Origin of the sequence: Sphingomonas endophytica (genome assembly GCF_014199415.1) — a bacterium.
Lineage (GTDB): Bacteria > Pseudomonadota > Alphaproteobacteria > Sphingomonadales > Sphingomonadaceae > Sphingomonas > Sphingomonas endophytica.
Genome location: NZ_JACIJN010000003.1, coordinates 263588 through 289980, shown reverse-complemented (window position 1 = coordinate 289980; position 26393 = coordinate 263588). Strand labels below are relative to the sequence as shown.

Genomic DNA, 26393 nt, shown 5'->3' with positions numbered 1-26393 from the left:
GGGGAGGACAGGATGTCCGGGTGACAGGCCGCGCCGTTCGCGATAACGACGGACCGGTGCAGGCTGTCCGGCAATTCCTGGCGCAACGCCATCTCGCGCTGTTGCTGTGCGCCGGGGCCTTGTTGCTCAAGCTGTTGGTGCCGGCCGGCTATATGATCGTCGCCGACCATGGCCGGCTCGCGCTCGCCGTCTGTCCGGGCGTGGTGCCGCAATCCGCCCCGATGGCGTCCGCCGCGATGGGCGACACGATGGTCCATGCCGCGATGCCCGGCCATGACGAGACCAAGGATCACGGCAAGAGCGAGATCCCCTGCGCCTTCGCCGGGCTTTCGGCGCCCGCGACCGGCGCGATCGACGCCGTGCTGCTTGCGGTGGCGCTCGCGGTGGTCGCGGCGCTGGCGTTGCGCGCCGTCGGGGCCACGCCGCCGACCGCCGCTCCCTATCTGCGCCCGCCGCTCAGGGGACCACCGCTGCCGAACTGACGGTTGCCGGCCTCGCGCCCGGCGAACCGTCGTTCGTCGTGGCGCGCCGGTGCAGACCGGTCCGCGCTCTCCGTCCGTCCACGCGATGGACCGGATGGGTCGCCCGGCGCAACAGGTCGCCGCGGCCGACCCGCAGCTCAAAGGCATGTGCCGATGTTTCGAAGCCTTTCCCTCGGCGTGGCCGCGCTCTGCGTCGCCGGCCCCGCTTTCGCGCAGCAGCGTCCCGCGCGCGCCGATCAGGACCAACCCGATACCCAGCTCACGATCGGCGGCGACGAGGTCGTCGTCACCGCCGCGCCGATGGCGCGCTCGACCGCCGCGATCCTGACCTCGGTCGACATCCTGTCCGGCGAGATCGCGCAGCGCCAGAACGTCAATTCGGCCTTTGAACTGTTCGGGCGGCTGCCGGGCGTGGTGCTCACCGATTTCGGACAGGGCACCACCCCCGGCCGCTTCTCGATCCGCGGCTTCAACGGCGAGGGCGAGATCAACGCGGTCAAGCTGCTGATCGACGGCGTCCCGTCGAACGACAATGCCGGACGCATGGACTTCATAGACATGATCGCGCCGCTCGACATCGGCGCGGTCGAGCTGGTGCGCGGAACGTCGGACCCGCGCTGGGGGCTGCATGCCATCGCCGGCAGCGCGAACGTGCGCACCCGCACCGGCGGCACGTATCTCGACACGCGCGCGAGCGCCGGGGCGTTCGGCAGCTATGACGCGCAGCTTTCCGCCGGGCTCGAAACGGGCAGGCTCAGCCAGAACTATCTGCTCGGCTACCGCCAGACCGACGGCTATCGCGACCATGCCGGGCTCGACCGTATCAACGTCGCGGGCAAATGGTTCTACGATTTCGGCGCGGCGAAGCTCGGCCTGATCGCGCGGCACAGCCGGATCACCGCCGACGAGCCGGGCTATCTGACCGATGCCGACGCTTATGCCGACCGGCGGCGCTCCTATGCGCTGTCGGCCTATGACGGCGGCACGCGGCAATTGTCGCAATACAGCCTGCACCTCGACACCGACCCGGCGCGGCGCGTGTCGTTCACCGGCACCGCTTATGCGAACACGATCGACGACGATCGGCTGGTGCGCTTCTCGGCGAACGTCGCGCAGCAGCAGCGGCGCGGCAACGAGCGGCAATATGGCGTGATCGCGGGGCTGCACTGGCATGTCGCCGACTGGTTGATGGCCGAGACCGGTGGCGACGTGCAATGGCAGCACAACCAGAGCCGGCGCTGGACCACCGACCGTCGCACCATCGTCGCGGCGACGCGCGATCAGGACTTCGACCTGACGGTGGGCGGCGCCTATGTGCAGGCGGTGCTGTCGCCACTGCGCTGGCTGACGGTTACGCTGGCGTGGCGGATCGATCGGATCGGCGGCGACTTCACCAACCGGCTGAACGGCCGCAGCTATCCGGTCAACGATTATGGCACGATCAGCCAGCCCAAGCTGTCGCTGGCGGTGACGCCGGTCGCGGGGGTGACCGCCTATGGCAATTACGGGCGCACCTTCCAGATCGGTGCCGGGTCGGGCGCGTTCGTGGTCCCGCCGCGCGTTCGCGACGTCGCGGCCTCGATCAACGAGGGGTTCGAGGGCGGGATCAAGCTGGCGCAGGGCCGCTGGCTCAGCGCGCGTGCGGCGGTGTGGCAGCAGACCGCCAGCGGCGAGCTGCGGCGGCGGCTCAACGATCCGTCGGGCGAGTTCGACAATCTCGGCGAGACGCGGCGGCGCGGGCTCGATCTGGAAGCGACGGTGCAGCCGGTCTCCGGCCTGTCGGCCTGGGCGAGCTGGTCGCATCAGAAGGCGGTGATCCGCGTGCCCGATCCCGCCGCACCGCTCACCCGCGGCAACCGGATCGACCATGTCCCGCAGAACGTCTACACCGCCGGGATCGAATGGGCACCGCGCACCCGGCCGTGGCGTGCCTCGCTGTGGGGCAACGGCCAGTCATCCTACGAGCTGACCACCGCCAACGATCGGGGACGCTATGGCGGCTATTTCCAGCTCACCGGCGAGCTGGCGTACCAGCTGACCGACGCGCTCGAAGTGTCGGCGCAGCTGCGCAACCTCACCAACGACCGCTACGAATATGTCTGGTACGACGGCACGCAGCGTCTCCACGCGCCCGCCGATCCGCGCAGCCTGTCCGGCGCGATCCGGGCGCGGTTCTGACGCGCGCGGACCGCGCCCCGGCGGGTCAGCGGACGGTGGCGATCGGTCGTGAAGCGTGCCACAAGCACCGCGTTCCAGACAGGGGATGACCGAATGATTGCCGCCGCTGTGCTCGCTTTGGGGTTGCAGGCCGCTGCCCCGCCGCCGCAACAGCTCCCCGACAGGCCGCAGTTCCGCGGGCAGGGGCAGATGGCGATCTTCGACATGGTCTGCGGCCGCGTCTTCCCCGACGAGGCGCGGATCGCGACCGCGATGGCGCGGATCCCGGGGACGCGTCCGCTGACCCCCGACGAGGTCCGCACCTATCTGAAGGACGATCCCGGCCGCGGCTGGATCATGCCCGCCGGCAGCAGCCAGATCGTCGTCACGATCGAGGCCCCGCCGATCCGCTCGTGCGCGGTGCGGATCACCAACACCGACGGCGTGATCGACGAGCGCAAGTGGCAGGAGCTGCTGACCGCCGCGCAGGCGCGCAGCGGCGGCGGGTTCGTCACGCTGCCGCCGCAGACCTTCGAGGTCGGCGACATCCGCTCGCAGGCCAGCGGCGTCCAGAAGCAGGGCGCGGGTGGCGCGGCGGAGGCGATCTATCTGATCCGCAGCACGCCCAAGAAGCCGGGCTATGCGACCGAGATCCGCATGGTGCGACAGCTGGTGGCACCGCAGGGGCGGTAGGGTCGATGAGATCCACCTGACCCGTCATTGCGAGCGTAGCGACGCAATCCAGGGCGTTCTGGTAGGATCCTGAATTGCGTCGCTGCGCTCGCAATGACGATCGATAGCGTTGACCTTATGTCATCGCGCTCCGGGATGTGCTGGCTCTGCATCGGAGGGCCGCCACCTGCCGTATCTCACCCGGCCAAGCCCGCAACGGCGAAGGTAACGAGCGGATTGCAGCCGACGCGTTTTGCGTTGATGATCCCCACGCAAGACGGGGGGGGGGGGGGGGGCAGCATGACCGGCAGGAAAAATGTCACGCGCGCATTTCTCTGGCTCGCGGTGCTGCTGGGGGGCCCGCTGCTTGGTGCCAAATTGTTCGACCTGCTGGTGCTCGCCGGCGCGTGGAGCGCCGACCCGCCGGCTTCGCTGGCGATGATGCCGTATGGCAAGGCGTGGCCGGTCGATACCGGCGTGTTCTTCATCCCCTTTTCGGCGGGGATGCTGGTCGCCGGCTTCGGCGCGTTGATCGCGGGGTGGCGGACGCCGTGGCGCTATCGCTGGCTGCTCTGCCTGCCATCCGTGGGCATATTGCTGCTGCTGGTCCTGACGGTCGTTGCGTTCTGGCCGATGAACGCCGCGCTTTATTACCACGGCATCGGCTCGGCCAGGGACACGATCACCGACGCGCAGTCCATCGCGATGGCGCACCGGTGGATAGCGCTGGACTGGATTCGCGTGGCGGGAGCGACGGCGGCGTTCGTCGCGCCGCTGAAAGCGCTCACCACGCCATGGCCGGAGGATGTTCCGCCGAGCGATCCCCTGATCGTCCGCATCCTGCTGGCGCTGGCGCTGGCGGGCGTGGCGGGGTTCGTCCTCTGGTTCGTCTCCGGTCTATAGCAGCGCTGACCGTCTTCTTCGACCGATCACACAGGAACCATGATGACCGCCACCCTCTACGGCATCCCCAATTGCGATACCGTCAAGAAGGCGCGCACGTGGCTCGCCGACCACGACATCGCCTTTACCTTCCACGACTATAAGAAAGCCGGCGTCGACGAAGCGGCGCTCGATGCCTGGATCGCGCAGCTCGGCTGGGAACCGCTGCTCAACCGCGCCGGCACCACGTTCCGCAAGCTGCCCGACGCCGACAAGGCCGACATCGACACGGCGAAGGCCCGCGCGCTGATGATCGCGCATCCGTCGACGATCAAGCGCCCGGTGCTGGTCGACGGCGAGCGCATCGAAGTCGGCTTCAAGCCGGAGCGCTACGCCGCGCTGTTCGCCTGATCCGCTTCGCCGTTGACCGCGCGCGCGCGGAAACCTAGGAAAACCGCCCGTGCCCCCGTAGCTCAGCAGGATAGAGCGACGGTTTCCTAAACCGCAGGCCGTGAGTTCGAATCTCGCCGGGGGCACCACACCTGCGACGGAGCAAGACGTGGCGCGTGCGCTCGGCCTCGATTTCGGCACCACCAACACCGTCGTCGCGCTCGCCGAGGACGACGACGCTCGGCTCGTCGAGTTCACCGGCACGGAAGCGACCGGCGCGGTATTCCGTTCGGCCTTGTGCTTCTGGGAAGACGAGCAGGGCTGGAACGGCGTCGCCAGCGAAGCCGGGCCCTGGGCGATCGCCGAGTATCTCGAGGCGCCGCTCGACAGCCGTTTCGTCCAGTCGTTCAAGACCGTCGCCGCCAGCCCGCTGTTCGAGCGGACGACGATCTTCAACCGCCAGATGCGCTTCGAGGATCTCGGCCGGCTGCTGCTCCAGAAGCTGGTGCGCCACGCCGGCGGGCAGCTCGACGATCGCCCGGCGCGCGTGATCGTCGGGCGGCCGGTCGAATATGCCGGCGCGCGCCCCGACGAAGCGCTCGCCCGGCAACGTTACGACCTGATGCTGCGCGAGTTCGGCGCGGAGGTTCATTACGTCTACGAACCGCTCGGCGCGGCGCACAGCTTCGCCGCGCGGCTGACCGAGCCCGCGACGATCCTCGTTGCCGATTTCGGCGGCGGGACGACCGACTTCTCGCTGGTGCGCGTCGCCGCGCCGGGGGCCGAGCGCCGCTGCGTCCCGCTCGCCTCGACCGGCGTCGGGATCGCCGGCGACCGCTTCGACCAACGGATCGTCTCGCAACTGGTGCTGCCGCTGCTGGGGAAGGGCGGGCAATATCGCTCGTTCGGCAAGGTGCTCGACATCCCCGGCGGCTTCTTCAACGACGTGGCGGACTGGTCGCGGCTGGCAATGATGCGCAACCGCCGCACGCTTGAAGAGCTGCGCAAGCTGCAACGCGACGCGCTCGATCCCGAGGCGATCGGGCGGATGATCGCCTTGGTCGAGGAGGAGCAGGGCTTTCCGCTCTATGATGCGGTCGGCCGGCTGAAGCGCGCGCTGTCGGGCGCCGACCATGCCGAATTCGCGTTCGAGGGTGGCGGGATCCGCATCGCCGCCGACGTGACGCGTGCCGATTTCGAGCGCTGGATCGCCGACGATCTGGTGCGGATCGAGGCGGCGCTCGACGCGGCGCTGACGCGCGGCGGGGTGGCGGCCGACGCGATCGACCGCGTGTTCCTGACCGGCGGCTCGTCGCTGATCCCCGCGATCCGCGCGATCTTCGACCGGCGGTTCGGTGCGGAGCGGATCGCGACCGGCGGCGAGCTGACCTCGATCGCGCACGGGCTCGCGCTGATCGGTGCCGAGCCCGACATCACGCCCTGGGAGGCGTGAGCCGCACCGGCGCTCCGGCAAAGTCTTCGGCGAGCACCTGCGCGATCGACCGCTCGATGCCGCGCGTCAGCGCCGGCGGGACCTCGACCATGAAGCCGCGCGCGACCAGTCCGGCGACCGCCCAGCGCACGCAATAATCCGCCGCCACGCCGACCACCGTCGCCGCCTCGACGCCTGCGGCGCGTTGCTGCGCGAAGAAAGCCTCGCGGTCGATCGTCGTCCTGTCGGTGATGCGCTCCACCACGAGGCCCGGTTCGGCCCACATGTCGAACACGCCTTTCTCCAGCCGCCAGATCGGGATCGCCGGGTCGACCATCGCCGAATCGAGCACGTTCGCCCAGCCATCGGTGCCGCGCAGGCAGTGCGGCGGGAACAGCGCTGCCTCGGGCGACGAAGGGTAAAGCGCGGCGTCATGCGTATCGAAGGTGAACAACACGCCCGCCACGTCGTCCGCCCGCAATCCGCGCAGATAGTCGTTCAGCGGCGCGATCAGCGAATCCGCTTCGTTCACCGCCAGCGTGCCCTCTGCGTTCATGAAGTCCGCCTGCGTATCGACCACCAGCACCAGCCGCTTCATCATCGTTCCTCCGCTCGGTCCTGATTGACATAGTCGCAAATTGCACATAAGTAAAGCGCATGACAAATATAAGCCATGACGATCATCTCGATGGCTACGATCCGTCCGCCTATGACCGGCCGTCTGTGACCGTCGATCTGGTGCTGCTCGCCTCGACCGATCGTCGATTGCGCGCGCTGCTCCTTCGCCGCGACCAGCCGCCCCAGGCCGGACGCTGGGCGTTGCCCGGCGGCTTCGTCGCAACCGACGAAAGCCTCGACGCGGCCGCCGCGCGCGTGCTGCGCGAGAAAGTCGGGCTGGACGGCGCGCGTCTCGAGCAACTTTACACGTTCGGCGCGGTCGATCGCGACCCGCGGATGCGGATCGTGACCGTCGCCTATCTGGCGCTGCTGCGCCCGGAGCAGATGGTGCAGGCGCTACGGGGCGGTCGCGTTACTGCCGCGACGCTCGATGGCGATCCACTTGGCGCACTTAATGACGAGGGCGCGGAGCTTCCACTCGCCTTCGATCACCGCCACATCCTGAGCGTCGCGTGTGAGCGGCTGCGTGGCAAGATCGACTATTCCGATCTCGCCTTCGCTTTCCTGCCCGAACGCTTCACGCTGCGCGCGTTGCAGGACGTGCACGAGGCGGTGTTGGGCACGACGCTCAACAAGCCCGCCTTCCGCCGCAAGATGCTCGATCGCGGGCAATTGATCGCCACCGGCGACCGCGAGGCTGACGCCTCGCACCGCCCCGCCGAACTGTTCCGCGTCCGCGACGCGGTCGCCTGAATCCTGGAGAATGGCCATGGTCTACACCGACATCGCGACGCGCACCTGGGATCATGGCTGGCGGCTCGACCCGATCGTGCGCAGCCTGCTCGACACCGATTTCTACAAGCTGCTGATGCTGCAACTGATCTGGCGGCGGCATCGCGAAACGCACGCGACCTTCGCCCTCATCAACCGCACGCACGGCGTCCGACTTGCCGAGGTGATCGACGAAGCCGAGTTGCGCGCGCAGCTCGATCACGCGCGTGGCCTGCGCTTCTCCAAGAAGGAGCTGATCTGGCTGGCGGGCAACAGCTTCTATGGCGAGGCGCGGATGTTCGCGCCCGACTTCCTCGCGTGGCTCGCCGACTTCCGCCTGCCGGAGTACGAGTTGCGCACCGTCGACGGCCAGTTCGAGCTACATTTCGACGGCCCGTGGATGTGCACGACGATGTGGGAGATCCCCGCGCTCGCGATCGTCAACGAGCTGCGCGCGCGCGCCGCGCTGCGTGGCAAGGGGCGCTTCACGCTCGACGTGCTCTATGCACGCGCCAAGGCGAAATTGTGGGAGAAGGTCGAGCAATTGCAGCAACTGCCCGAGCTCGCGCTGTCAGACTTCGGCACCCGCCGCCGCCACGGCTTCCTGTGGCAGCGCTGGTGCGTCGAGGCGCTCAAGGAAGGGCTGGGCAAGCGCTTCATCGGCACGTCGAACGTGCTGCTCGCGATGGACCACGATCTGGAGGCGATCGGCACCAACGCGCACGAGCTGCCGATGGTCGCCGCCGCGCTCGCGACGGACGATGCCGCGCTCGCGCAGGCGCCTTATCAGGTGCTCGACGAATGGCGGCAGGCCTATGGCGGCAATCTGCTGATCGCGCTGCCCGATGCGTTCGGCACTGCCGCCTTCCTGCGCGACGCGCCCGAGTGGGTTGCGGACTGGACCGGCTTCCGCCCCGACAGCGCGCCGCCGATCGAGGCCGGTGAGCGGATCATCGCCTGGTGGCAGGCGCATGGCCGCGATCCGCGCGAGAAACTGCTGATCTTCTCCGACGGCATGGATACGGATTCGATCGCGGCGACCTATCGCCATTTTCAGGGCCGGGTACGGATGAGCTTCGGCTGGGGCACCAACCTCACCAACGACTTTCGCGGCTGCGACCCTGATGGCGCGACCGGGCTGGAGCCGATCTCGCTCGTCTGCAAGGTGGTGAGCGCCGATGGCCGCCCGGCGGTCAAACTGTCCGACAATCCCGCCAAGGCAACCGGCACGCCGGAGGAAATCGCACGCTACCTCCGCGTGTTCGGCGACGAGGCGCGCGCGGCAGTGCCGGTGGCGGTGTGAAGGTCGACGGCGTCCAGCCCTCTCCTCGCGATATTGGTTGCGAACGGCAATAAAAAACGCGCCGCCGGTCATGGCCAGCGGCGCGCGCGATCAGTCGAAAAGCCTCAAGCCTTGACGTGCTGCGAGATATACTTGTTCATTTCGAACATCGTGCACTTGTCCTTGCCGAACACCTTCTTCAGCTTGTCGTCGGCGAGGATCTCGCGCTTGTTCTCCGGGTTCTGCAGGTTGTTCGACTTGATATAGTCCCACACCTTGCTGATGACCTGGCTGCGCGGCAGCTTCTCGTTGCCGACGACGGCGCCCAGTTCGGCCGAGGGCTGAACGGGGGCGTGGATGCCGCCGGTCTTGGTGGTGGTAGCCATTCTAATCCTTCCATTTGCGCCGGTCCGTCCGGACCGTGCGCAGAATCACGCCTTTTTCAGCGCAGCGGGCTTGTGCGCCGCCTTTCCGCCCTTGTCACTCTCGACGAGATATTGCGGATCGTCCTTCGATGCCTTGACCTTGTGCCCCTTGATCGAGGTTTCGGACGTCAGCTTCTTCTCGACCGTGCCGTGTGCGGTGCCGCCGTGCGACTTCCAGGTCACGTCGTCGCCCTTCTTCAGATTGTCCGCCATCGTCCGTCTCCTTCGTTGCGGAGGATGCAACCCGCGGAGGTCGCGCAGGGTTGCGCTGGATCAATTCGTGCTACAGCCGGGCGCGATACGGACGAGGACATGATGAACGACAAGGGTCAGGCGACGCCCGACGACGGCGATCTGGTGGCGGAAGACGGCAAGATCGCGGTGCCCGATCACGTCGCCGAGGCGGTGCGCACCTTGCTGCGCTGGGCCGGCGACGATCCGGCGCGCGAAGGGCTGGTCGACACCCCGAAGCGGGTCGCGCGCGCGTGGAAGGAATATTGTGCGGGTTACGGCGAGGACCCGGGCGTGCATCTGTCGCGCGTGTTCGAGGAGGTCGGCGGCTATGACGAGATTGTGCTGCTGAAGGACATCCCGTTCCAGTCGCATTGCGAACATCATATGGCGCCGATCATCGGCAAGGCGCATATCGCCTACCTCCCGCGCAACCATGTCGTCGGCATCTCGAAGCTGGCGCGCGTGCTGCACGGCTATGCGCGACGATTGCAGGTGCAGGAGCGGCTGACCGCGGAGGTCGCCGATTGCATCTGGAACGGGCTCAAGCCGCTCGGCGTCGCGGTGGTGATCGAGGCGAGCCATGCGTGCATGACCGCGCGCGGGGTCCGCACCTCCGGCGTCAACATGGTGACCAGCCGCATGATGGGCGTGTTCCGCGACGACGACCGCAGCCGCAAGGAAGTGCTGTCGCTGATGGGGCTCGGCTGACCGCGATGCGGGTGCTGGTGACCGGCGGCGCGAAGCGGCTCGGCGCGGCGATCGCGCGCGCGGTGGCGGCGGCCGGGCATGAGCCGGTGATCCACTACGGCACCTCACAGGCGGAGGCCGAGGCGCTGGCGACCGAACTGGACGGGACGGCGGTGCAGGGCGATCTGGCGGACCTCGCCGACGTCCCCGCGCTGTTCGCGCGCGCCTGTGCGGGCGGCCCGATCGACGGGCTCGTCAACAGCGCCTCGCTGTTCGAATATGACGCACCCGCCGCGCCCGATGCGGAACTCGCCGCACGGCTCCACGCGGTCAACGTCATCGCGCCGTCGCTGCTCGCCGCGGCGCTGGCCGGGCAGGGCAGGGAGGGGGCGGTCGTCAACCTGCTCGACCAGAAGCTCGCCAACCCCAATCCCGATTTCTACAGCTATACGCTGACCAAGGCTGCACTCGCGCAGGCGACGGTGCTGATGGCGCAGGCCCATGCGCCGCGCGTCCGCGTCAACGCCGTGTCACCCGGGCTGACGCTGCCGAGCGGCGACCAGACCGATGCCGAATTCGACGCGGTCGCACGCGCCAATCTGTTGCAACGCCCGGTCGGCGCGGAGGCGGTCGCCGACGCGGTGGTGTGGCTGCTGGCAGCGCGCAGCGTCACCGGGCAGAACGTGTTCGTCGATTGCGGGCAGCGCTTCGTGAAGAGCGCGCGCGACGTGATGTTCGGGACCGATCATGGCTGACTATGCGATCATCCTCGACGATCTCGCGGTGCAGATGCGGCTCGGCATCCATCCGCACGAGGCCGCGCCACAACGCGTGCTGGTGTCGGTGCGGCTGACGGTCGATTACCCGAAGACGCCGGACGCGGACTCGATCGCCGAGGTGCTCGACTACGACACGATCCGCGACGGCATTCACGCGCTGGCGGGGGGCGATGGCTTTGCGTTGCAGGAGACGCTGGTCGAGCGCATCGCCGCCTTCTGCCTCACCGATCCGCGCGTGCGGGCGGTACGTGTCCGCTCGATGAAGCCCGACGTCTACCCCGACGCGCGCGTCGGCTGCGAGATCGTGCGGGGACGCTGAAAACCCACCTCGTCATTCCCGCGAAGGCGGGAATCCAGACGCGCAGGTCCGTCGATAGGGACGCAAAGGTCCGGGGTTCTGGATTTCCCGCCTTCGCGGGAATGACGGAGTGGTGCCCTGTCCTACACAACGCCGTTCCTGATATGTTCTCACCGCAACCAAGGAGAACGTCCATCATGATCGACGACCTTATCGACGCGGTGATCGACCGCGAGGGCGGGTTCGTGAACAATGCCGCCGATCGCGGCGGCGCGACGCGCTTCGGCATCACCGAGGCGGTCGCACGCGCCAACGGCTACACCGGCGACATGCGGCATTTCGCGCGTCCCGCCGCCGTCGCGATCTACCGCCGCCTCTACTGGACCGCGCCCGGCCTCGACCGTGTCGCCGCGCACGCCCCGCGGCTCGCCGCCGAATTGTTCGACACCGCGGTCAACATGGGGCCGGCGGTCGCCGTTACCTTCCTGCAACGCGCGCTCACCGCGCTCAATCGCGGCGGACGCGACTATCCCGACCTCGCCTGCGACGGCCGCGTCGGCGCGCAGACGCTCGACGCGCTCGCCAGCTTCCTCGCCACCCGCGGCCCGACCGCCGAATCGGTGCTAATCCGCGCGGTCGAGGCATTGCAGGGCGAACGCTATCTGTCGCTCGCCGAGCATCGCCCCGCCAACGAGGCGTTCCTCTACGGCTGGCTCGCCAACCGCGTCGGCGGCGGGGAGCGCTGAACGTGGCGGTCGTCGACACGATCATCGCGCCGGTCGCCGGGCTGCTCGACAAGCTGATCCCCGATCCGCGCGCGCGCGAGGCGGCGCAACGCGAGCTGCTGCGGATGGAAGGCACGCAGGAGCTGGAGCGCGTCAAGACGCAGATCGCCGCGATCCTCGCCGAGGCGCAGGCGAGCGATCCGTGGACCAGCCGCGCCCGGCCGGGCTTCCTCTACGTCATGTATGCGCTGCTGCTGTGGAGCATCCCGATGGGGCTGATCGCCGCGGTCCGCCCGCAGGCGGCGGCAGCGATCGCGCAGGCGATGAACGGCTATCTCGCGGGCCTGCCCGAGCCGCTCTACACGCTCTTCGCGACCGGTTACCTCGGCTACACCGTCGCGCGCGAATGGGGGAAGGCCAGGGCGAAATAGCCTTCGTCATTGCGAGCGTAGCGAAGCAATCCAGGGCGTCCTGATCCGGCTCTGGATTGCTTTGCTGCGCTCGCAATGACGGATCACCCCGACCGCGCCAGCCGCTGCGGATCGGGCGGCAGCCGCATGTTCGCGCCGTGCGCGGCCTCCAGATATTCGGTCGCCATCGCATAATGCGCCTGGCACACCACCGGGTCTTCCGCCTCCGCCGCCAGCCGCAATTCCGCCTCGGCGCGCGTCTGGAAATACAAACGATCTTTATCGGTAATCATCGACGCACTCACTCTCCGCGCGCCATATGGTCGCTTGTCCGTGGCGATACCATCGCCGGCGTGCAAACTTTCGTTGCCCTTGCCTGGGACACCTTCGCGCCCCAAATCGCGGGCCTATGAACGGGAACGATCCACATTCCATGCCGGTCTGGCATGGCACCACCATTCTTTCGGTCCGGCGCGGCGGCAAGGTCGTCGTCATCGGCGACGGTCAGGTCTCGATGGGGCAGACCGTGATGAAGCCGAACGCGCGCAAGGTCCGCACGCTCGGCACCAAAGGGACCGAGGGAGGCAAGGTCATCGCCGGCTTCGCGGGCGCGACCGCCGATGCCTTCACTTTGTTCGAGCGGCTGGAGGCCAAGCTCGAACGGCACGGCTATAATCTGATGCGCGCCGCGGTCGAGCTGGCGAAGGATTGGCGTACCGACAAATACCTGCGCAATCTCGAGGCGATGATGATCGTCGCCGACAAGGAAGTGACGCTGATCCTCACCGGCAACGGCGACGTGCTGGAGCCGGAGGCGGGGGTTGCCGCGATCGGTTCAGGCGGCAATTTTGCGCTCGCCGCGGCGCGGGCGCTGGTCGAGTACGAGAACGACGCCGAGGTGCTGTGCCGCAAGGCGATGAAGATCGCTGCCGAGGTCTGCGTCTACACCAACGACCGCGTCACGATCGAGACGCTGGACAGCACGACGTGACCGCGACGCCGTCGCCCCTGCGCAGGCAGGGGCCCATGTCTGTCACGTCGCGTGAGCGGTCCGACACCGAAGCGACGCTGATGTGTCAGACCTTTCGGCCAACGCCACAGCCATAGGCTCCTGCCTCCGCAGGCGCGACGGTTCACCCCGCCAGCGTCTCAACATTCACAACATTCGCCGATCAGGGCTTTGAAAAACCATGAACGATAATCTCACCCCCAAGGTGATCGTCGCCGCGCTCGACGCGCACATCATCGGGCAGCAGGACGCCAAGCGCGCGGTTGCCGTCGCGCTGCGCAACCGTTGGCGCCGCCAGCAGCTCGCGCCCGATCTGCGCGACGAGGTGACGCCCAAGAACATCCTGATGATCGGGCCGACCGGCTGCGGCAAGACCGAGATCAGCCGCCGCCTCGCCAAGCTCGCCGACGCGCCGTTCGTGAAGGTCGAGGCGACCAAGTTCACCGAGGTCGGCTATGTCGGTCGCGACGTCGAACAGATCGCGCGCGATCTCGTCGAGGAAGCGGTGCGGCTTGAGAAGGAGCGCCGCCGCGTCGCGGTGAAGGACAAGGCCGAGGCCGCCGCGATGGACCGGCTGCTCGACGCGCTGGTCGGCAAGGACGCCAGCCAGGCGACCCGCGACAGCTTCCGCCAGCGTTTCGCGGAGGGCCATCTCGCCGACAAGGAAGTCGAGCTGGAGCTGCAACAGGCGCCGCAGATGCCGTTCGAGCTGCCCGGCGGGCAGGGCTCGATGGGCATGATCAACCTCAGCGAGATGATGGGCAAGGCATTCGGCGGCGGCCCCAAGCAGCGGCGCAAATTGCTCGTCCCCGCGGCATGGGAGAAGCTGGTCGAGGAAGAGGCTGACAAGCGGCTCGACCAGGACGAGGTCAGCCGCATCGCGCTGCAGGACGCCGAGGAGAATGGCATCGTCTTCCTCGACGAGATCGACAAGATCGCGGTCAGCGACGTGCGTGGCGGCTCGGTCAGCCGCGAGGGCGTCCAGCGCGACCTGTTGCCGCTGATCGAGGGCACGACCGTCTCGACCAAATACGGCCCGATGAAGACCGATCATATCCTCTTCATCGCCTCGGGCGCGTTCCACGTCGCCAAGCCGAGCGACCTGTTGCCCGAGCTTCAGGGCCGCCTGCCGATCCGTGTCGAGCTGAAGGGGCTGACCGAAGACGATTTCGTCGCGATCCTCTCCGACACCAAGGCGTCGCTGCCCGCGCAATACAAGGCGCTGATCGCCACGGAGGGCGTGTCGGTCGACTTCACCGACGACGGGATCCGCGCGGTCGCGCGGATCGCGGCGGAGGTGAACGGCGAGATCGAGAATATCGGCGCGCGCCGGCTACAGACCGTCATGGAGAAGCTGCTCGAGGAGGTCAGCTTCAATGCCGAGGACCGGCAGGGCGCGGCGGTGACCGTCGATGCCGCCTATGTCGAGGCGCAGCTGTCCAGCGTCGCGCGCAACTCCGACTTGAGTCGCTTCGTCCTGTAATATCTGGGAATTCTTTGCCAATAGTCGGGCGCGGTGTGGCAGATGGGCAGGTCGCGCCCGGCTTTTTCCGGCAGTAAATATTTCGGGTGAATGCGATTTTGACTTTGCCGGTGCTACCGGCGGCCGCCATCGACATATCCCTATGCAGTCACGGCAAATATTCCTGAATAGATCGGGATGTAAGGGCAGGAGCGGTGGCGTGTCCTGTGCCGTTTTAGGGCAAGATCGGCAGTATTCGACCGCCGTCGCCCAACAGCGAAGAGGATTCGGGCTGCAATTTGTCCTATCAAGACCCCGCGATGACTCGCTTCATGGGCCATGGCATTGATTTCTTTGGGGGGATTTCTGGACATGAGAATGGGAATGCGCATTGCGCTTGCGGCGGTTGCAGTGACGGCGGCGGCGCCATCCTATGCGGCGACGGTGGTCTCGACCAAGTCGATCGAGATTTCGACCAGCCTGCTGGTCGGCGCGCAGGTAAAGGACGATGCCGCGACGCGCGACCGGAATGCGGTGCGGAAGTCGGCGACCGGGGCATTCGGCGGTCAGGGCTCGGCGAACGCCGCGACATCCTATGGCTATAGCAACGACAATGGCCAAAGCCTTGTCGCCGAAGCGAAGGGCACCGGGAATACGCTCGTCACCTCGACCGCGGCCGACAGCTGGGTCACGCGCTTCGTCGACGATCTTTCGGCAACGTCGACCTCGGCGGCGGCATCAGCCTCGGCGTCGATCGACCATGCGGCGGTCACCAGCTTCCTGCTCAACCAGACCGGCCTGCTCGATATCGGCTATATCGCCGCCGCGACCGACATCGACACCCGCACCGGCGCGCTCGCCGCGCGCGCGCTCGATTACATCAACATCTATCAGGGCGCGAACGACGCGCTGATCTTCGCCGGCACGCTCGCCGACTATACCGCCGCCGCCACCGCGGCGAAGACGTTCCAGGCGAACACCAGCTACAAGGTGTCGATCAACACGCTGCCGCGGACCGGCTTCGCCACCGCCGACGCCCAGGTGATCGGCGTCGGTACGCAGGCCTACAAATATGATCGCTCGATCAGCTTCTCGCTGACCGGCATCACCGGCGGCGCGGTGCCGGAGCCGGCGACCTGGGCGATGATGATCCTCGGTTTCGCTCTGGTCGGGGTGGCGCTGCGTCAACGCCGCGGCGTTCAGATCAGATTGCCGGCGTAAAAGAGGATCAGGATCGAGGCGACCAGCAGGAAGGCGAGATAGAACAGCCCGCCCTTGATCGGTCGCTTCGCCTTCCGGTCGAAGGTTGGGCCCTCGCTCAGTTCCTTGCGGATGATATCGTCGGCCATGATCGTTCTCCCGTGCCGCCCCACCAACCGGCGGCACGGCGGAACGATCCGCGCGATGATGCGGGAGAAAGCGCGTGCGCTCCTCCGCCCCCGGTAGGCCAGGCGTTGTTTAGCCCGCCGGCGCGATGATCGCGATCTGCCGTCCGTAGCTCGGCGCGCCACGGTGCGTTGCGCGGCGATAGGAAAAGAAGCGCGCCTCGTCGGCGTAGGTGTCGAGCCCCAGCGCCGCGACACGGGTCACGCCCGCCGCCGCCAGCCGGTGGACGACATAGCCTTCCAGATCGAAGCGGTGATGCCCGGCGCGCGCATCGACGAAGAACCGTTCGTTCGCCGCCTCCGCCTCCTCGAAGCGACGGCGGAACGCGTCGTCGACCTCATAGCTGGTGCGAGCGATACACGGCCCGACCGCCGCGACGATCCGCTCCGCCTGCGCCCCGCGCGCGACCATCGCCGCGACCGCCGCATCGGTGACGCCTGCCAGCGCGCCCTTCCACCCGGCATGGGCTGCCCCCACGACGCCCGCGGCAGCGTCGGCGAGCAGCACCGGCGCGCAATCGGCGGTCACCACCCCGATCGCCAGCCCGGCCCGGTCGGTGACCAGCGCATCCGCCTGCGGCCGCTCGGCGAAGGGCGCGTCGACGGTCACGCAGGTCGCCGAATGGATCTGGTACGGAGTCAGCAGGCATGCCCCCGGCGCGACCGCCGCGACCGCCGCATCCCGGTTGGCGCGCACCACCGTCTCGTCATCCGCCGAGCCGAGCCCGACGTTCAGCCCGGCGTGGATTCCCGCCGATCCGCCACCCTGCCGCCCGAAGAAGCCGTGCGCCACCTCGCCGAGCACGGCGGTGCGGAACGGCACCGGCAAGGTCACAGCGCGCGCCGCATCACGATGTCGGTGTCCTCGTGATCGCCGACCATGAAGGCGTAGCGGCCGACGTCCTTGAACTCGTATTTGGCATAGAAACGCCGCGCGCGCTCATTGTCGACGAAGACGGACAGGTACATTTCGCGCATTCCCCGCGCGCGCGCTTCCTCCAGCGCCCATTCCATCATCTTCGGCCCCATGCCCGCGCCCTGCCACGGCTGGAGCAGGTAGAATTGTCGTAGCTCGATCGCGCCTTCCTTGGGCGTGAACGGCAGGCGCGGCGGGCCGAGCTTCACATAGCCGACGACGATATGGCCTTCCTCGACCACCGCGACCGAATAGGCCGGATCGGCGATCTCGCGCGCCCAGTCCTCGGGCGTATGCTGTTCGAGGAAGGTGGCGAGGTCGGCGGCCGAATAGAGCATCCCGAACGTCTCGGTGAAGGTCGCGCGCGCGACGCCGGCCAGATCGGCGGCGTCTTTCGCGGTAGCGCGGCGCATGGTGGCGCGGCGGGTCATGCCCCGAACCCCGCCGGTTGCGGCCAGTGTGGATGTGTCAGTGCGATCACCTTGAACAACTCCCCCATGTCGTCCACCAGCCGGCGACGATCGCCGGCCACCCTTTCGCCCAGCGCCGCGGCGCGCTGGTCGATCCCCAATGCGCGCAGGAACGCGCCCTGCGCGGTCGTCCCGAACGTCGCCGCCCCCGACGCGCTCGCCACCAGCCGCAGCGTCGCCAGATCGACGTGCGCGGTCAGGTCTTGCTCGCCCGGTGCTTCGAACGGATTGGCATAGGCATGGCCGCGCACCGCCTGCAACGTGTCGCCGACCGCCGGCCCGTCATAGCCGTAATCGATGACGAGCGCCGCACCACCCTGTGCGACGATCCGCGCCGACAGGTCGGCCATGATCGCGACGCTGGCGGGCGAGGTCTCGACGATCGCGCCCGACGCTGCGGACGCCAGCGCGGGCGGGATGATCGTATCGGGCACGCTGGTTCCCGCGATCGGCAGGAACAACGTGTCCTGACACGCCACCAGCCGTTCGTGCCACGTCTCCCCGCGCTTCACGAGCTGGCGGATCGGCAGCGCGTCGAAGAATTCATTGGCGACCACGATCAGCGGCACGTCGTCGGGCAGCGTCGTGATCGAATCGTGCCAGGTCGCGCCCGGCACACGCTGTCCTTGCGCCGCGCGCATCGTCGCGCTCGTCTCGACGAAATGGACCGGCGGGGTGAACCCGGCATGCGCCATCACGCGCAGCGCATCGGCGCTCAGCGTGCCCCGACCCGGCCCCAGCTCGACCCACGCCGCCGGCGGCTGCCCGGCACGCTCCCACAGGTCCGCCGTCCAAGCGCCGATCAGCTCGCCGAACATCTGGCTGATCTCCGGCGCGGTCGTGAAGTCGCCGTCCGCGCCGAGTGGATCGCGCGTCGCATAATAATGCGTATTGGCGGCGGCCATGAACTGGCTGATCGGGATCGGCCCGCCCAGCGCGATCGCGCGCGCCAGTCGTTCGGCGAGCAGCGGCCCGGTCGTCGGCTGATCCATCAGGCGACCGCGTCCGGCCCGGCGATCGGCTCGACGCGCGTCCGGCGCCCCGGCGCGGTCAGCACCAGGAACAGCCCGACGAGGATCATCGGCACGCACAGCCACTGCCCCATGTGCAACCCGGTCGCCTCGGCGAACTGGCGCAGCTGCGCATCGGGTTCGCGAAAGAATTCCGCGGTGAAGCGCGCGAGCCCGTAGCCGGTGAGAAACAGCCCGACCAATTTGCCCGGCTGGTAGCGCGCATCGGTGCGCCAGAAGAAGAACCACAGCAATGCGAACAGCAGGATCCCCTCCAGCCCCGCCTCATAGAGCTGGCTGGGGTGACGCGCCGGCTCGGGCACGCCGAACGGCACCGTCCGCTCGAAGACGATCGCCCATGGCACGTCGGCAGGCTTGCCCCACAATTCACCGTTCACGAAATTGGCGAGCCGCCCGAAGAACAGCCCGAACGGCACGCAGCAGGCGACATAATCATGCACGCGCAGCCAGTTGAGCCCATGTTTGCGCGCAAACCAGATCAGCCCCAGCGAGGTGCCGATCACCCCGCCGTGGAACGACATGCCGCCGTCCCACAAGCGCAGGATCGACAAGGGTCGCGTCAGCATCTCGGGCGCATAGAACAGCACGTAACCGATCCGCCCGCCGAGGATGATCCCGAGCGTCGCGTAGAAGACCAGATCGTCGGCATGACGCCGCGCCATCGGCGCGCCCGGCTGGTCGAGCAGCTTGAGCAGATACCACCAGCCGATGACGATTCCGGCGATATACGCCAGGCTGTACCAGCGCAGCGTGAACACCCCGATCGAGAAGACGTCGGGGTGCAGTCCCAGATCGGAAAAATGTATGTGGCTTGCCGCTACGGCAGCCGTGAGCGCGGGCAGGATCAAGGCTTTCCCCTCGTGAATCGCGCCTCCATAAGGGGCGAATAAGACAAACCCAAGCGGAGAGAGTGATGCGGACCGAGCTTGACGCGCGCATGGATGCCACGATGGCGGCCTTGACGGGGGAGGGCGGTCCGCTCGCATTGGGATCGATTGCGCGGTTCGGCCGCACGCTGCCGTGCATCGCCACCGCGCCGCCGACGCTGCCGGCCTATTTCGCGCATTTCTGCGCCGAGCACCGCGACAAGACCTTTCTGGTCTGCGGCGACGAGCGGCTGACGTTCGGACAGGCATATGACGGCGCGACCCGCGTCGCGCAGGCACTGGTCGACGGCTACGGCATCCGGCCCGGCGACCGCGTCGCGCTCGCCGCGCGCAACTCGGCGGCATGGATCGTGCTCTACATGGGCATCGTCATGGCCGGTGGCGTCGCGACCTTGCTCAACGGCTGGTGGCAGGCCGAGGAACTCGCGGATGCGGTCGCGGAATCGACCCCGGCGCTGATCCTCGCCGACCCGCCGCGCGTCAAACGGCTCGGCGACAGTCCGGTGCCGGTCCATCCGTTCGACGACACGCTCCCGATCGAACAGGCGCTCGACGCGCTGCTCGCCCGCGCGAAGGGCGCACCATTGCCGACGGTCGGCGCGGACGATCATGCCACCATCCTGTTCACCTCGGGATCGACCGGTCGCGCACGCGGCGCGCTGTCGACGCATTTCCAGGTCGTGCAGGGCACCTTCAACTTCCTCGCCTCGGCGATGATGATGCTGGCGATTTCGACGCAGGACGGCAAGCCGATGGCCGCGCAACCCGCGACATTGCTCAACGTGCCGCTGTTCCACGTCACCGCGATGGTGCCGACCTTCCTCCAGAGCTTCGCGATGGGGCGCAAGCTGGTGTTGATGTCGCGCTGGGATGCCGAGGAAGCGATGCGGCTGATCGAGCGCGAGCAGATCACCTATTTCGTCGGCGTGCCGCTGATGAGCCTCGAAATGCTCAACCATCCGCGTCGCGACGCCTATGACCTGTCGACGGTCACCGATTTCGCCGCCGGCGGCGCGCCGCGCCCGGTCGAGCATGTCCGGCGGCTCGACGCCGAGCTGCCGGGCTCGCCGTTGATCGGCTATGGCCTGACCGAGACCAATGCGGTCGGGGCGGGCAATTGGCGCAGCAATTATCTCGCCAAGCCGGCGTCGACCGGGCGCGCCTCCGCACCGCTGGTCGAATTCGCGATCCTCGACGACGCCGGGCAGCAGGTGCGGCTCGGCGGCGTCGGCGAGATCGGCATCCGCTCGGCGGCGTGCTTCGAGGGCTATTGGGGCCGCCCCGCCGACACCGCCGCCTGCTACACTGCCGACGGCTTCTTCCGCACCGGCGACCTCGGTTATCTCGACGTTGACGGTTATCTGTTCATCGTCGACCGCAAGAAGGACATCATCATCCGCGGCGGCGAGAACATCAGCTGTCAGGAGGTCGAGGCGGCGCTCTACACGCATGGCGCGGTCGCGGAGGCGGCGGTGTTCGGGCTGGCGGACGAGCGGCTCGGCGAAGTGCCGTGCGCGGTCGTCCACCTCACCGACCCCACGGCGACCAGCGACGCGGAGCTGATCGCCTTTCTCGGCGCGCACCTCGCCGCCTTCAAGGTGCCGCAGCGGCTGTGGCTCAGCCCCGATCCGCTGCCGCGGTTGGGAACGGAGAAGATCGACAAGGTGTCGCTGCGCAAGAGCTATGCGGCGTCGGCCGCGGGTTGACGCGGCGACTGCCTGCGGCTTTGCCGCAGGTGCGAGCAAACCGGCCGCGCACGTTTGTGACCACCTGTGCGCTCGCAGCAAAATTTTATGACGCAGATGCACAAAAAGCTTGTTGCCTCGGAAAGCCTGTCATAGCTTTGTCATGACAGGAGGCGCTATGCGAACGTCACTATTGTATCCGGTTCTCGCTGGTACGCTGACGGTCTTCGCGCTCCATCTGCTGCACGCCGCGCAACTCGCCGGGCGTCCCGACCTGCACCTCCTGCTGATCGGCGGCAGCTACGGCTATCTGCTCAGTCGGCTCGGTCCGTTGCTTCGCGCCGTGGCGGTGCGGCGGCGGCGATGGATGCTGAAGGCACCGGTCCTGCCGCCCTCCACCGCGCCGTTCGGCGATACGTCGGGCAAGGTCGTGTCGATCCGCGACGCACGCCGCGAAACGGCGGCAACGCAAGCCGTGCCGTACGGGCCGTGGGCGCAAAACGTCCTGCCGATGGTCCTGCCGCGCGAGGCCCGTAGCCGGGTGAGATAACCCTCGCCAATCCGGACACCAAAATGGTCATAAGGTCCGGTCTGACGGGGTGCGCGGAACGCTCGCAGCAGGACGCCGGCTGTACCGCGCCCCGATCCCTGTTTGGCGACGCACGCGATACCGGACCGGCCTGACGTCCTCTGCCGCTACACCACCGTCAGCGACGCGGTCGCCACCGCATTCGGGTCGAATCGTTCGTGCAGCGATTGCGCGATCGCCTGCGCGGTGCGCGTCACCCTGCCGACATGGACCGTACGGCCGTTCACCACCACGCGTACCCCGCGATCGAGATTCAGCAATCGGTCGGACAGCCGCAGCGTCGTGCCCGCGGGTATGGTCCCGGTCAGCGTGATCGTTTGCCCGTTGACGCTCGCCGTCATCGTATCGCCCGGCTTCGTCGCCGTCGCGTCGGGGATCTTCAGCCAGTAGAAGTGATCGCTGCGCACGTCGTCCTGCACCCAGATCACCCGCGTCGGCCACGGATTGCGGCGGTAGCGCGCCATCCAGGGCACCGCCTCGGCGTCCTGGCGGTTCATCCAGTGTGGCAGCCCCGGATAGATGCGTGTCAGATGGACATAGTGGCCGGGATCGGCGGCGGCGAGGCGGTCGAGTTCCGCCGCCTTCTCCGCGCCCAGCCTGTTGCGATCATAAGCGGCATCGTCGCCGCCGACGAGGATCGCGAACGGCAGGTTGCGCAACGGCAGCAGCGAGGCGTCTCCGGGATGCCCCGCCATCATCGCCGCCGCCGCGAAACGGTCCGCCATCCGCGGCGCGAGCTGCCACACGCCGTCACCGCCCGCCGAATAGCCCATCAGAAACACCTTGTCGGGATCGACGCCGTTCACCGCGATCTGCGCGTCGATCAATTCCTGCAGGAGCGGATCGACATGCGCCTCGTGCCACATGTTCCAGGTGTTGGTCGGTGCGCGCGGCGTCAGATAGATGCCCTCGGCGGGCTCGTAGAGGCGCAGCTGGTTTTGCCATTGTCCGTCGTTGACCTCGGCGGGCGCGTTGCCGCCGCCGTGCAGCGAGATCCACAGGCTGCGCCGCCCCGGCGGGGCATCGCCGAAGTCCTTGTGGGTCCAGCGCAGCGTCTTGTCGCCGATCGTCAGTTTCTGCGCCTCGATCGCCCCGGCATAGCGGGCCGCCAGTGCGCGCTGACGGTCGAGGGCGAGGATCCCCCACACGCGTTCCGCTTCTTCGCGGGTCAGCGGCAGCGTCAGGCGCGGATCGTCGAGCGGGGCAGTGCCGTGTGCGCGCCACGCATTCAGCGCGGTCAGCGCGCGCGGCGAGGCATCGGCCGGTGCAGCGAGCAACAATGCGGGGGCAAGGGCGAGCAGGGCGTGGCGTTTGCGCATCGCGCCTCCATAGCGCGCGCACCCGCCACCCCGGCAAGGGCCCGGCCCGTGCGCGCTGGCCCGCATCGACGATCGCGTCGCGACCGCTCGGCTCCGACAACCCCCTTCCGCCACACCCTCGCGCCGGCTAACCCCCCGCGCATGGCGGAGATCACGCGGCGCAGGCTTCTCGTTTCCGGTGGCATCGGCGCGGGGCTGGTCGTGGCCTGGGCGGTGTGGCCGCGCGCCTATCTGCCCAACCTCGCCGCCGCACCCGACGAGCGCGTCTTTAACGCCTTTCTCAAGATCGCGCGCGACGGCAAGATCATCGTCGCGGTCCCGCAATGCGAGCATGGCCAGGGCGTCTTCACCACGCTGCCGCAGATCGTCGCCGACGAACTCGGCGCCGACTGGCGGACGATCGGGGTCGAGGCGGCGCCGGTCTCGCCGCTCTACGCCAACCCGCTCGCCGCGGACTGGCTGTTCGGCGACGGCTATACGGGCGTGCCCGAGCGAGGGCGCGACGAGGTCTGGACCCGCGAGGCGCTGATGCTCACCGGCGGCTCGACCTCGATCCGTCGCTTCGAGGCGCCGCTGCGCGAGGCGGGGGCGGCGGCGCGCGTGCTGCTGTGCCAGGCGGCGGCACAGCGCTGGGATGCCGACTGGCGCGACTGCACCACCGCCGATGGCTTCGTCGTGCAGGGCGACCGACGGCTCCGCTTCGGCGACCTCGCGGAAGCGGCGGCGTCGGGGAGCCTGCCCGCCGAGCTGCCGTACCGGATCGGCGACGAAGGCCGGTTGAGCGGCCAATCCGTTCCACGCCTCGACGTGCCGGCGAAGGTCGACGGCTCGGCGAATTTCGTCGCCGACGTGCGGCTGCCCGACATGGTGTTCGCGAGCATCCGCCAGGCGCCGCATCGCGACGCGCGGCTGCGTTCGGCCGACGTGGCCGCGGCCGAGCGGGTGCCGGGGATGCTCCACGTCGTTCGCAACGATCGCTGGATCGCCGCGGTCGCGAACAATTGGTGGGCCGCCAACCGCGCGTTGAACGCGCTCGCGCCGCGCTTCGAGGGACCGGTCCCGCCCGACGATGCCGCGATCGACCGCGCGCTCGGCGCGGCGCTCGAGGCCGAGGGCTACCCGGTCTCGCAGACCGGCGACGTCGCGGGCGTGTTCGCCGGCGGGCGGCTGATCGAGGCCGAATATCGTGTCGCGCCCGCGCTCCACGCCGCGGTCGAGCCGCCCGCCGCGACCGCGCACTGGCAGAACGAGCGGCTGGAACTCTGGGCCGCGACGCAGGCGCCGTCGCTGGCACGCGCGGCGGCGGCGCGCGCGATCGGCGTGTCGGAGCGGCAGGTGATCCTGCATCCGATGCTGAGCGGCGGATCGTTCGGCGCGGCGCTGGAGGTCGATGTCGTCGCGCAGGCCGCGATCCTCGCCAGGGAGCTGCGCCGCCCGGTGCAACTGGCGTGGTCGCGCGGTGAGGCGTTGCTCCACGACCGGGTGCGTGCCCCGGCGCGCGCGCGGATGGCGGTGCGGCTCGCCCCGAACGGTGCGATCCTCGCGTGGCGGGCGCGGATCGCGGCCCCGGCGACCGGGCGCGACCTCGCGGCACGGCTGCTGCCCGACGACCCGCTGCGGCGGCTCGCCTCGGCATTACCCCCCGGCGCGGACGATTATGCGCTACGCGGCGCGGTGCCGCCGTACCGCCTCGGCGCGTCGGCGGTCTGGCATCACCCGGTCGCGCTCGATCTGCCGACCGGGCATCTGCGCGGCGGCGCGGACGGCTACAATGCCTTCTTCACCGAATGCTTCCTTGACGAGCTGGCCCGCGTCGCCGGGAGCGAGCCGATGTCCTACCGCGTCGGGCTGCTCGGCGGCGAGCCGCGGCTGGCGCGCTGCCTCACCACCGTCGCGGCGCTCGGCGGGTGGAGCGGCGGGGTGCCGGGCAGCGGGCAGGGCATCGCCTGTCACCGGATGGCCGACAGCCGGATCGCGGTGCTCGCCGAGGCCGGGTTCGACGCCGGAGGCCGTCCGCGAGTTGATCGATTGGTCGCAGCGGTCGATTGCGGGCGCGCGATCAACCCCGATATCGTCCGCCAGCAGATCGAGGGCGGGCTGATCTTCGGCGCGGCGACCACGCAGGCGGCGGCGCACTATCACGACGGGCTGGCGAGCATCCGCCGCTATGGCGAGATCGGCCTTCCGACGCTCGCCGACGCGCCCGAGGTCAGCGTCGAGCTGATCGACTCGACGGCCGATCCCGGTGGGGTCGCCGATCTCGGCGTGCCAGCCGTCGCCCCGGCGATCGCCACCGCGCTGTTCGCCGCCGAAGGAACGCGGTGGCGCCACTTGCCGTTCAGGAGCGCGTGATGCTTCCTCTCGACCACCCGACCATCCCGCGGCCGCGCATCGGCGTGCTGCTCGTCAACCTCGGCACCCCCGATGCGGCGGACACGCGCGCGGTGCGCCGCTACCTCGCGGAGTTCCTCTCCGACCGCCGTGTCGTCGAGATCCCGCAATTGCTGTGGCAGCCGATCCTGCGCGGCGCGATACTCACCACGCGCCCGAAAAAATCGGCGCACGCCTATCAACAGGTCTGGACCGACGCCGGTTCGCCGCTGGCGGCGGTGACGCGCGCGCAGGCGGCGGCGCTGAAGGACGCGTTCGGCGCGGAGGTGCTGGTCGACTGGGCGATGCGCTACGGCAATCCCGCGATCGGCGACCGGCTGCGCATGATGAAGGAGGCCGGATGCGAGCGCATCCTGCTCGCGCCGCTCTACCCGCAATATTGCGCCGCCACCACCGCGACCGCCAATGACAAGGCATTTCTCGCGCTCGCCGCGATGCGCTGGCAGCCCGCGATCCGGACGCTGCCGCCTTATTATGACGACTCTGCCTATATCGACGCGCTCGCGCGCAACGTCACCGAGGCGCTCGCCGGGCTCGACTTCGCGCCCGACGCGGTCGTCGCCAGCTTCCACGGCATGCCGCAGCGGACGCTGGAACGCGGCGACCCCTATCATTGCCATTGTCGCAAGACCGCGCGGCTGCTCGGCGAGGCGCTCGGCCGTCCGCTGACGGTCGCCTTCCAGTCGCGGTTCGGCCGCGCGAAATGGCTGGAGCCTGCCACCGACACCACGCTGGAAGCGATGCCCGCGCAGGGCATCCGCAAGGTCGCGATCCTCGCGCCGGGCTTTTCCGCCGACTGCCTCGAAACGCTGGAGGAGCTGGCGATCCGCGGGCGCGAGAGCTTCGTCGCCGCCGGCGGGACCGATTTCGCCTATCTGCCGTGCCTCAACGACGGCGCGGACGGGATCGCGATGCTGCGGACGTTACTGGCGCGTGAACTTGAAGGGTGGGTCACCCCCGCCTAGGCTGCTTGCGGTGTACGAAACCGCCTCATTCCGGGCGGGC

The 26393-nt window shown here is 68.6% G+C and carries 30 protein-coding genes and 1 tRNA gene; 21 read left to right on the top strand and 10 right to left on the bottom strand.

Features of this window, described 5'->3' with window-relative positions; all coding sequences use genetic code 11:
- The first annotated feature begins 20 nt into the window (after positions 1 to 20).
- From FHS97_RS06635 to FHS97_RS06605, 7 genes are all read left to right on the top strand, one after another.
- Entirely contained in the window at positions 21 to 482 is a 462-nt protein-coding gene (locus FHS97_RS06635; protein WP_343053386.1) for a hypothetical protein, read from the top strand.
- A gap of 153 nt (positions 483 to 635) precedes the next feature.
- Positions 636 to 2660, top strand: a complete 2025-nt coding sequence (locus FHS97_RS06630; protein ID WP_184034885.1) for a TonB-dependent receptor — start codon at positions 636 to 638, stop codon at positions 2658 to 2660.
- A gap of 93 nt (positions 2661 to 2753) precedes the next feature.
- Positions 2754 to 3332: an NMCC_0638 family (lipo)protein gene (locus FHS97_RS06625; protein ID WP_184034883.1), complete on the top strand. Its 579-nt coding sequence runs from the start codon at positions 2754 to 2756 to the stop codon at positions 3330 to 3332.
- A 279-nt stretch (positions 3333 to 3611) separates the two neighbouring features.
- Positions 3612 to 4214 (top strand): anthrone oxygenase family protein, encoded by a 603-nt coding sequence (locus tag FHS97_RS06620; RefSeq protein WP_221233161.1) that lies wholly within the window; start codon positions 3612 to 3614, stop codon positions 4212 to 4214.
- A gap of 42 nt (positions 4215 to 4256) precedes the next feature.
- Positions 4257 to 4604 carry an ArsC family reductase gene (locus FHS97_RS06615; RefSeq protein WP_184034881.1) on the top strand — a complete coding sequence of 116 codons (348 nt, stop codon included), beginning with the start codon at positions 4257 to 4259 and terminating at the stop codon, positions 4602 to 4604.
- Positions 4605 to 4655: 51 nt separating this feature from the next.
- Positions 4656 to 4732: transfer RNA gene (locus FHS97_RS06610), tRNA-Arg, on the top strand.
- Between the two features lie 20 nt (positions 4733 to 4752).
- Positions 4753 to 6036, top strand: a complete 1284-nt coding sequence (locus FHS97_RS06605; RefSeq protein WP_184034878.1) for an Hsp70 family protein — start codon at positions 4753 to 4755, stop codon at positions 6034 to 6036.
- Here the strand turns inward: FHS97_RS06605 and FHS97_RS06600 are convergent.
- Entirely contained in the window at positions 6017 to 6613 is a 597-nt protein-coding gene (locus FHS97_RS06600) for a cysteine hydrolase family protein (RefSeq protein ID WP_184034874.1), read from the bottom strand. The genes FHS97_RS06605 and FHS97_RS06600 overlap by 20 nt on opposite strands.
- Positions 6614 to 6672: 59 nt before the next feature.
- On the opposite strand from FHS97_RS06600, the gene FHS97_RS06595 reads away from it, so the two are divergent.
- Together FHS97_RS06595 and pncB are read left to right on the top strand one after the other, a co-directional pair.
- Positions 6673 to 7386, top strand: a complete 714-nt coding sequence (locus tag FHS97_RS06595; RefSeq protein WP_184034870.1) for an NUDIX hydrolase — start codon at positions 6673 to 6675, stop codon at positions 7384 to 7386.
- 16 nt (positions 7387 to 7402) lie between these two features.
- The gene (gene pncB, locus FHS97_RS06590; RefSeq protein ID WP_184034868.1) at positions 7403 to 8707 is read left to right on the top strand and encodes a nicotinate phosphoribosyltransferase; all 1305 of its coding nucleotides are present in this window, start codon (positions 7403 to 7405) and stop codon (positions 8705 to 8707) included.
- Between the two features lie 104 nt (positions 8708 to 8811).
- On the opposite strand, the gene FHS97_RS06585 is transcribed toward pncB, so the two are convergent.
- Both FHS97_RS06585 and FHS97_RS06580 read right to left on the bottom strand, forming a co-directional pair.
- A complete protein-coding gene (locus FHS97_RS06585; protein WP_184034865.1) occupies positions 8812 to 9072 on the bottom strand; it encodes an SWIB/MDM2 domain-containing protein in 261 nt (86 codons plus the stop codon).
- 45 nt (positions 9073 to 9117) lie between these two features.
- Positions 9118 to 9324, bottom strand: a complete 207-nt coding sequence (locus tag FHS97_RS06580) for a hypervirulence associated TUDOR domain-containing protein (protein WP_184034862.1) — start codon at positions 9322 to 9324, stop codon at positions 9118 to 9120.
- 102 nt (positions 9325 to 9426) lie between these two features.
- Here FHS97_RS06580 and folE point away from each other — a divergent pair, with 102 nt between their 5' ends.
- From folE to FHS97_RS06555, 5 genes are all read left to right on the top strand, one after another.
- Positions 9427 to 10053: a GTP cyclohydrolase I FolE gene (gene folE, locus FHS97_RS06575; RefSeq protein ID WP_425506288.1), complete on the top strand. Its 627-nt coding sequence runs from the start codon at positions 9427 to 9429 to the stop codon at positions 10051 to 10053.
- Between the two features lie 5 nt (positions 10054 to 10058).
- Complete coding sequence (locus FHS97_RS06570; protein ID WP_184034856.1) at positions 10059 to 10787, top strand: SDR family oxidoreductase; 729 nt, start codon at positions 10059 to 10061, stop codon at positions 10785 to 10787.
- A complete protein-coding gene (locus tag FHS97_RS06565) occupies positions 10780 to 11130 on the top strand; it encodes a dihydroneopterin aldolase (protein WP_184034853.1) in 351 nt (116 codons plus the stop codon). The genes FHS97_RS06570 and FHS97_RS06565 overlap by 8 nt, the downstream gene beginning before the upstream one ends.
- Before the next feature lie 173 nt (positions 11131 to 11303).
- Positions 11304 to 11855, top strand: coding sequence for a glycosyl hydrolase 108 family protein (locus FHS97_RS06560; RefSeq protein WP_184035070.1), 552 nt, complete (start codon positions 11304 to 11306; stop codon positions 11853 to 11855).
- Between the two features lie 2 nt (positions 11856 to 11857).
- Positions 11858 to 12265, top strand: coding sequence for a 3TM-type holin (locus FHS97_RS06555; protein ID WP_184034850.1), 408 nt, complete (start codon positions 11858 to 11860; stop codon positions 12263 to 12265).
- Between the two features lie 83 nt (positions 12266 to 12348).
- On the opposite strand, the gene FHS97_RS06550 is transcribed toward FHS97_RS06555, so the two are convergent.
- Positions 12349 to 12537 (bottom strand): hypothetical protein, encoded by a 189-nt coding sequence (locus tag FHS97_RS06550; RefSeq protein WP_184034847.1) that lies wholly within the window; start codon positions 12535 to 12537, stop codon positions 12349 to 12351.
- Between the two features lie 140 nt (positions 12538 to 12677).
- Between FHS97_RS06550 and hslV the strand changes: the two genes are divergently transcribed.
- The 3 genes from hslV (at position 12678) to FHS97_RS17240 (ending at position 15936) form a co-directional block, all read left to right on the top strand.
- On the top strand, positions 12678 to 13235 hold the full coding sequence (hslV, locus tag FHS97_RS06545) for an ATP-dependent protease subunit HslV (RefSeq protein WP_184034844.1): 558 nt from the start codon (positions 12678 to 12680) through the stop codon (positions 13233 to 13235).
- Positions 13236 to 13434: 199 nt separating this feature from the next.
- The gene (hslU, locus tag FHS97_RS06540; RefSeq protein WP_184034841.1) at positions 13435 to 14736 is read left to right on the top strand and encodes an ATP-dependent protease ATPase subunit HslU; all 1302 of its coding nucleotides are present in this window, start codon (positions 13435 to 13437) and stop codon (positions 14734 to 14736) included.
- A 363-nt stretch (positions 14737 to 15099) separates the two neighbouring features.
- Complete coding sequence (locus FHS97_RS17240; RefSeq protein WP_221233159.1) at positions 15100 to 15936, top strand: PEPxxWA-CTERM sorting domain-containing protein; 837 nt, start codon at positions 15100 to 15102, stop codon at positions 15934 to 15936.
- On the opposite strand, the gene FHS97_RS06530 is transcribed toward FHS97_RS17240, so the two are convergent.
- The 5 genes from FHS97_RS06530 to lgt form a co-directional block, all read right to left on the bottom strand.
- Positions 15915 to 16064, bottom strand: a complete 150-nt coding sequence (locus FHS97_RS06530) for a hypothetical protein (RefSeq protein WP_184034838.1) — start codon at positions 16062 to 16064, stop codon at positions 15915 to 15917. The genes FHS97_RS17240 and FHS97_RS06530 overlap by 22 nt on opposite strands.
- Before the next feature lie 109 nt (positions 16065 to 16173).
- A complete protein-coding gene (pgeF, locus tag FHS97_RS06525; RefSeq protein WP_184034835.1) occupies positions 16174 to 16935 on the bottom strand; it encodes a peptidoglycan editing factor PgeF in 762 nt (253 codons plus the stop codon).
- Positions 16932 to 17447 (bottom strand): GNAT family N-acetyltransferase, encoded by a 516-nt coding sequence (locus FHS97_RS06520; protein WP_184034832.1) that lies wholly within the window; start codon positions 17445 to 17447, stop codon positions 16932 to 16934. Before FHS97_RS06520 ends, pgeF begins: the two co-directional genes overlap by 4 nt.
- On the bottom strand, positions 17444 to 18478 hold the full coding sequence (locus FHS97_RS06515; RefSeq protein WP_246346503.1) for a class I SAM-dependent methyltransferase: 1035 nt from the start codon (positions 18476 to 18478) through the stop codon (positions 17444 to 17446). Before FHS97_RS06515 ends, FHS97_RS06520 begins: the two co-directional genes overlap by 4 nt.
- On the bottom strand, positions 18478 to 19365 hold the full coding sequence (gene lgt, locus FHS97_RS06510) for a prolipoprotein diacylglyceryl transferase (protein ID WP_246346502.1): 888 nt from the start codon (positions 19363 to 19365) through the stop codon (positions 18478 to 18480). The genes FHS97_RS06515 and lgt overlap by 1 nt, the downstream gene beginning before the upstream one ends.
- Before the next feature lie 65 nt (positions 19366 to 19430).
- Here lgt and FHS97_RS06505 point away from each other — a divergent pair, with 65 nt between their 5' ends.
- On the top strand, positions 19431 to 21110 hold the full coding sequence (locus tag FHS97_RS06505; RefSeq protein WP_184034826.1) for a class I adenylate-forming enzyme family protein: 1680 nt from the start codon (positions 19431 to 19433) through the stop codon (positions 21108 to 21110).
- 172 nt (positions 21111 to 21282) lie between these two features.
- Entirely contained in the window at positions 21283 to 21639 is a 357-nt protein-coding gene (locus tag FHS97_RS06500; RefSeq protein ID WP_184034823.1) for a hypothetical protein, read from the top strand.
- 146 nt (positions 21640 to 21785) lie between these two features.
- Here FHS97_RS06500 and FHS97_RS06495 read toward each other — a convergent pair whose 3' ends face one another.
- Entirely contained in the window at positions 21786 to 22997 is a 1212-nt protein-coding gene (locus FHS97_RS06495; RefSeq protein ID WP_184034820.1) for an alpha/beta hydrolase, read from the bottom strand.
- Positions 22998 to 23138: 141 nt separating this feature from the next.
- Here FHS97_RS06495 and FHS97_RS06490 point away from each other — a divergent pair, with 141 nt between their 5' ends.
- Both FHS97_RS06490 and hemH read left to right on the top strand, forming a co-directional pair.
- Positions 23139 to 25349 carry a xanthine dehydrogenase family protein molybdopterin-binding subunit gene (locus FHS97_RS06490; protein ID WP_184034817.1) on the top strand — a complete coding sequence of 737 codons (2211 nt, stop codon included), beginning with the start codon at positions 23139 to 23141 and terminating at the stop codon, positions 25347 to 25349.
- Positions 25349 to 26353, top strand: coding sequence for a ferrochelatase (gene hemH / locus FHS97_RS06485; protein WP_184034814.1), 1005 nt, complete (start codon positions 25349 to 25351; stop codon positions 26351 to 26353). Before FHS97_RS06490 ends, hemH begins: the two co-directional genes overlap by 1 nt.
- Positions 26354 to 26393 lie beyond the last annotated feature (40 nt).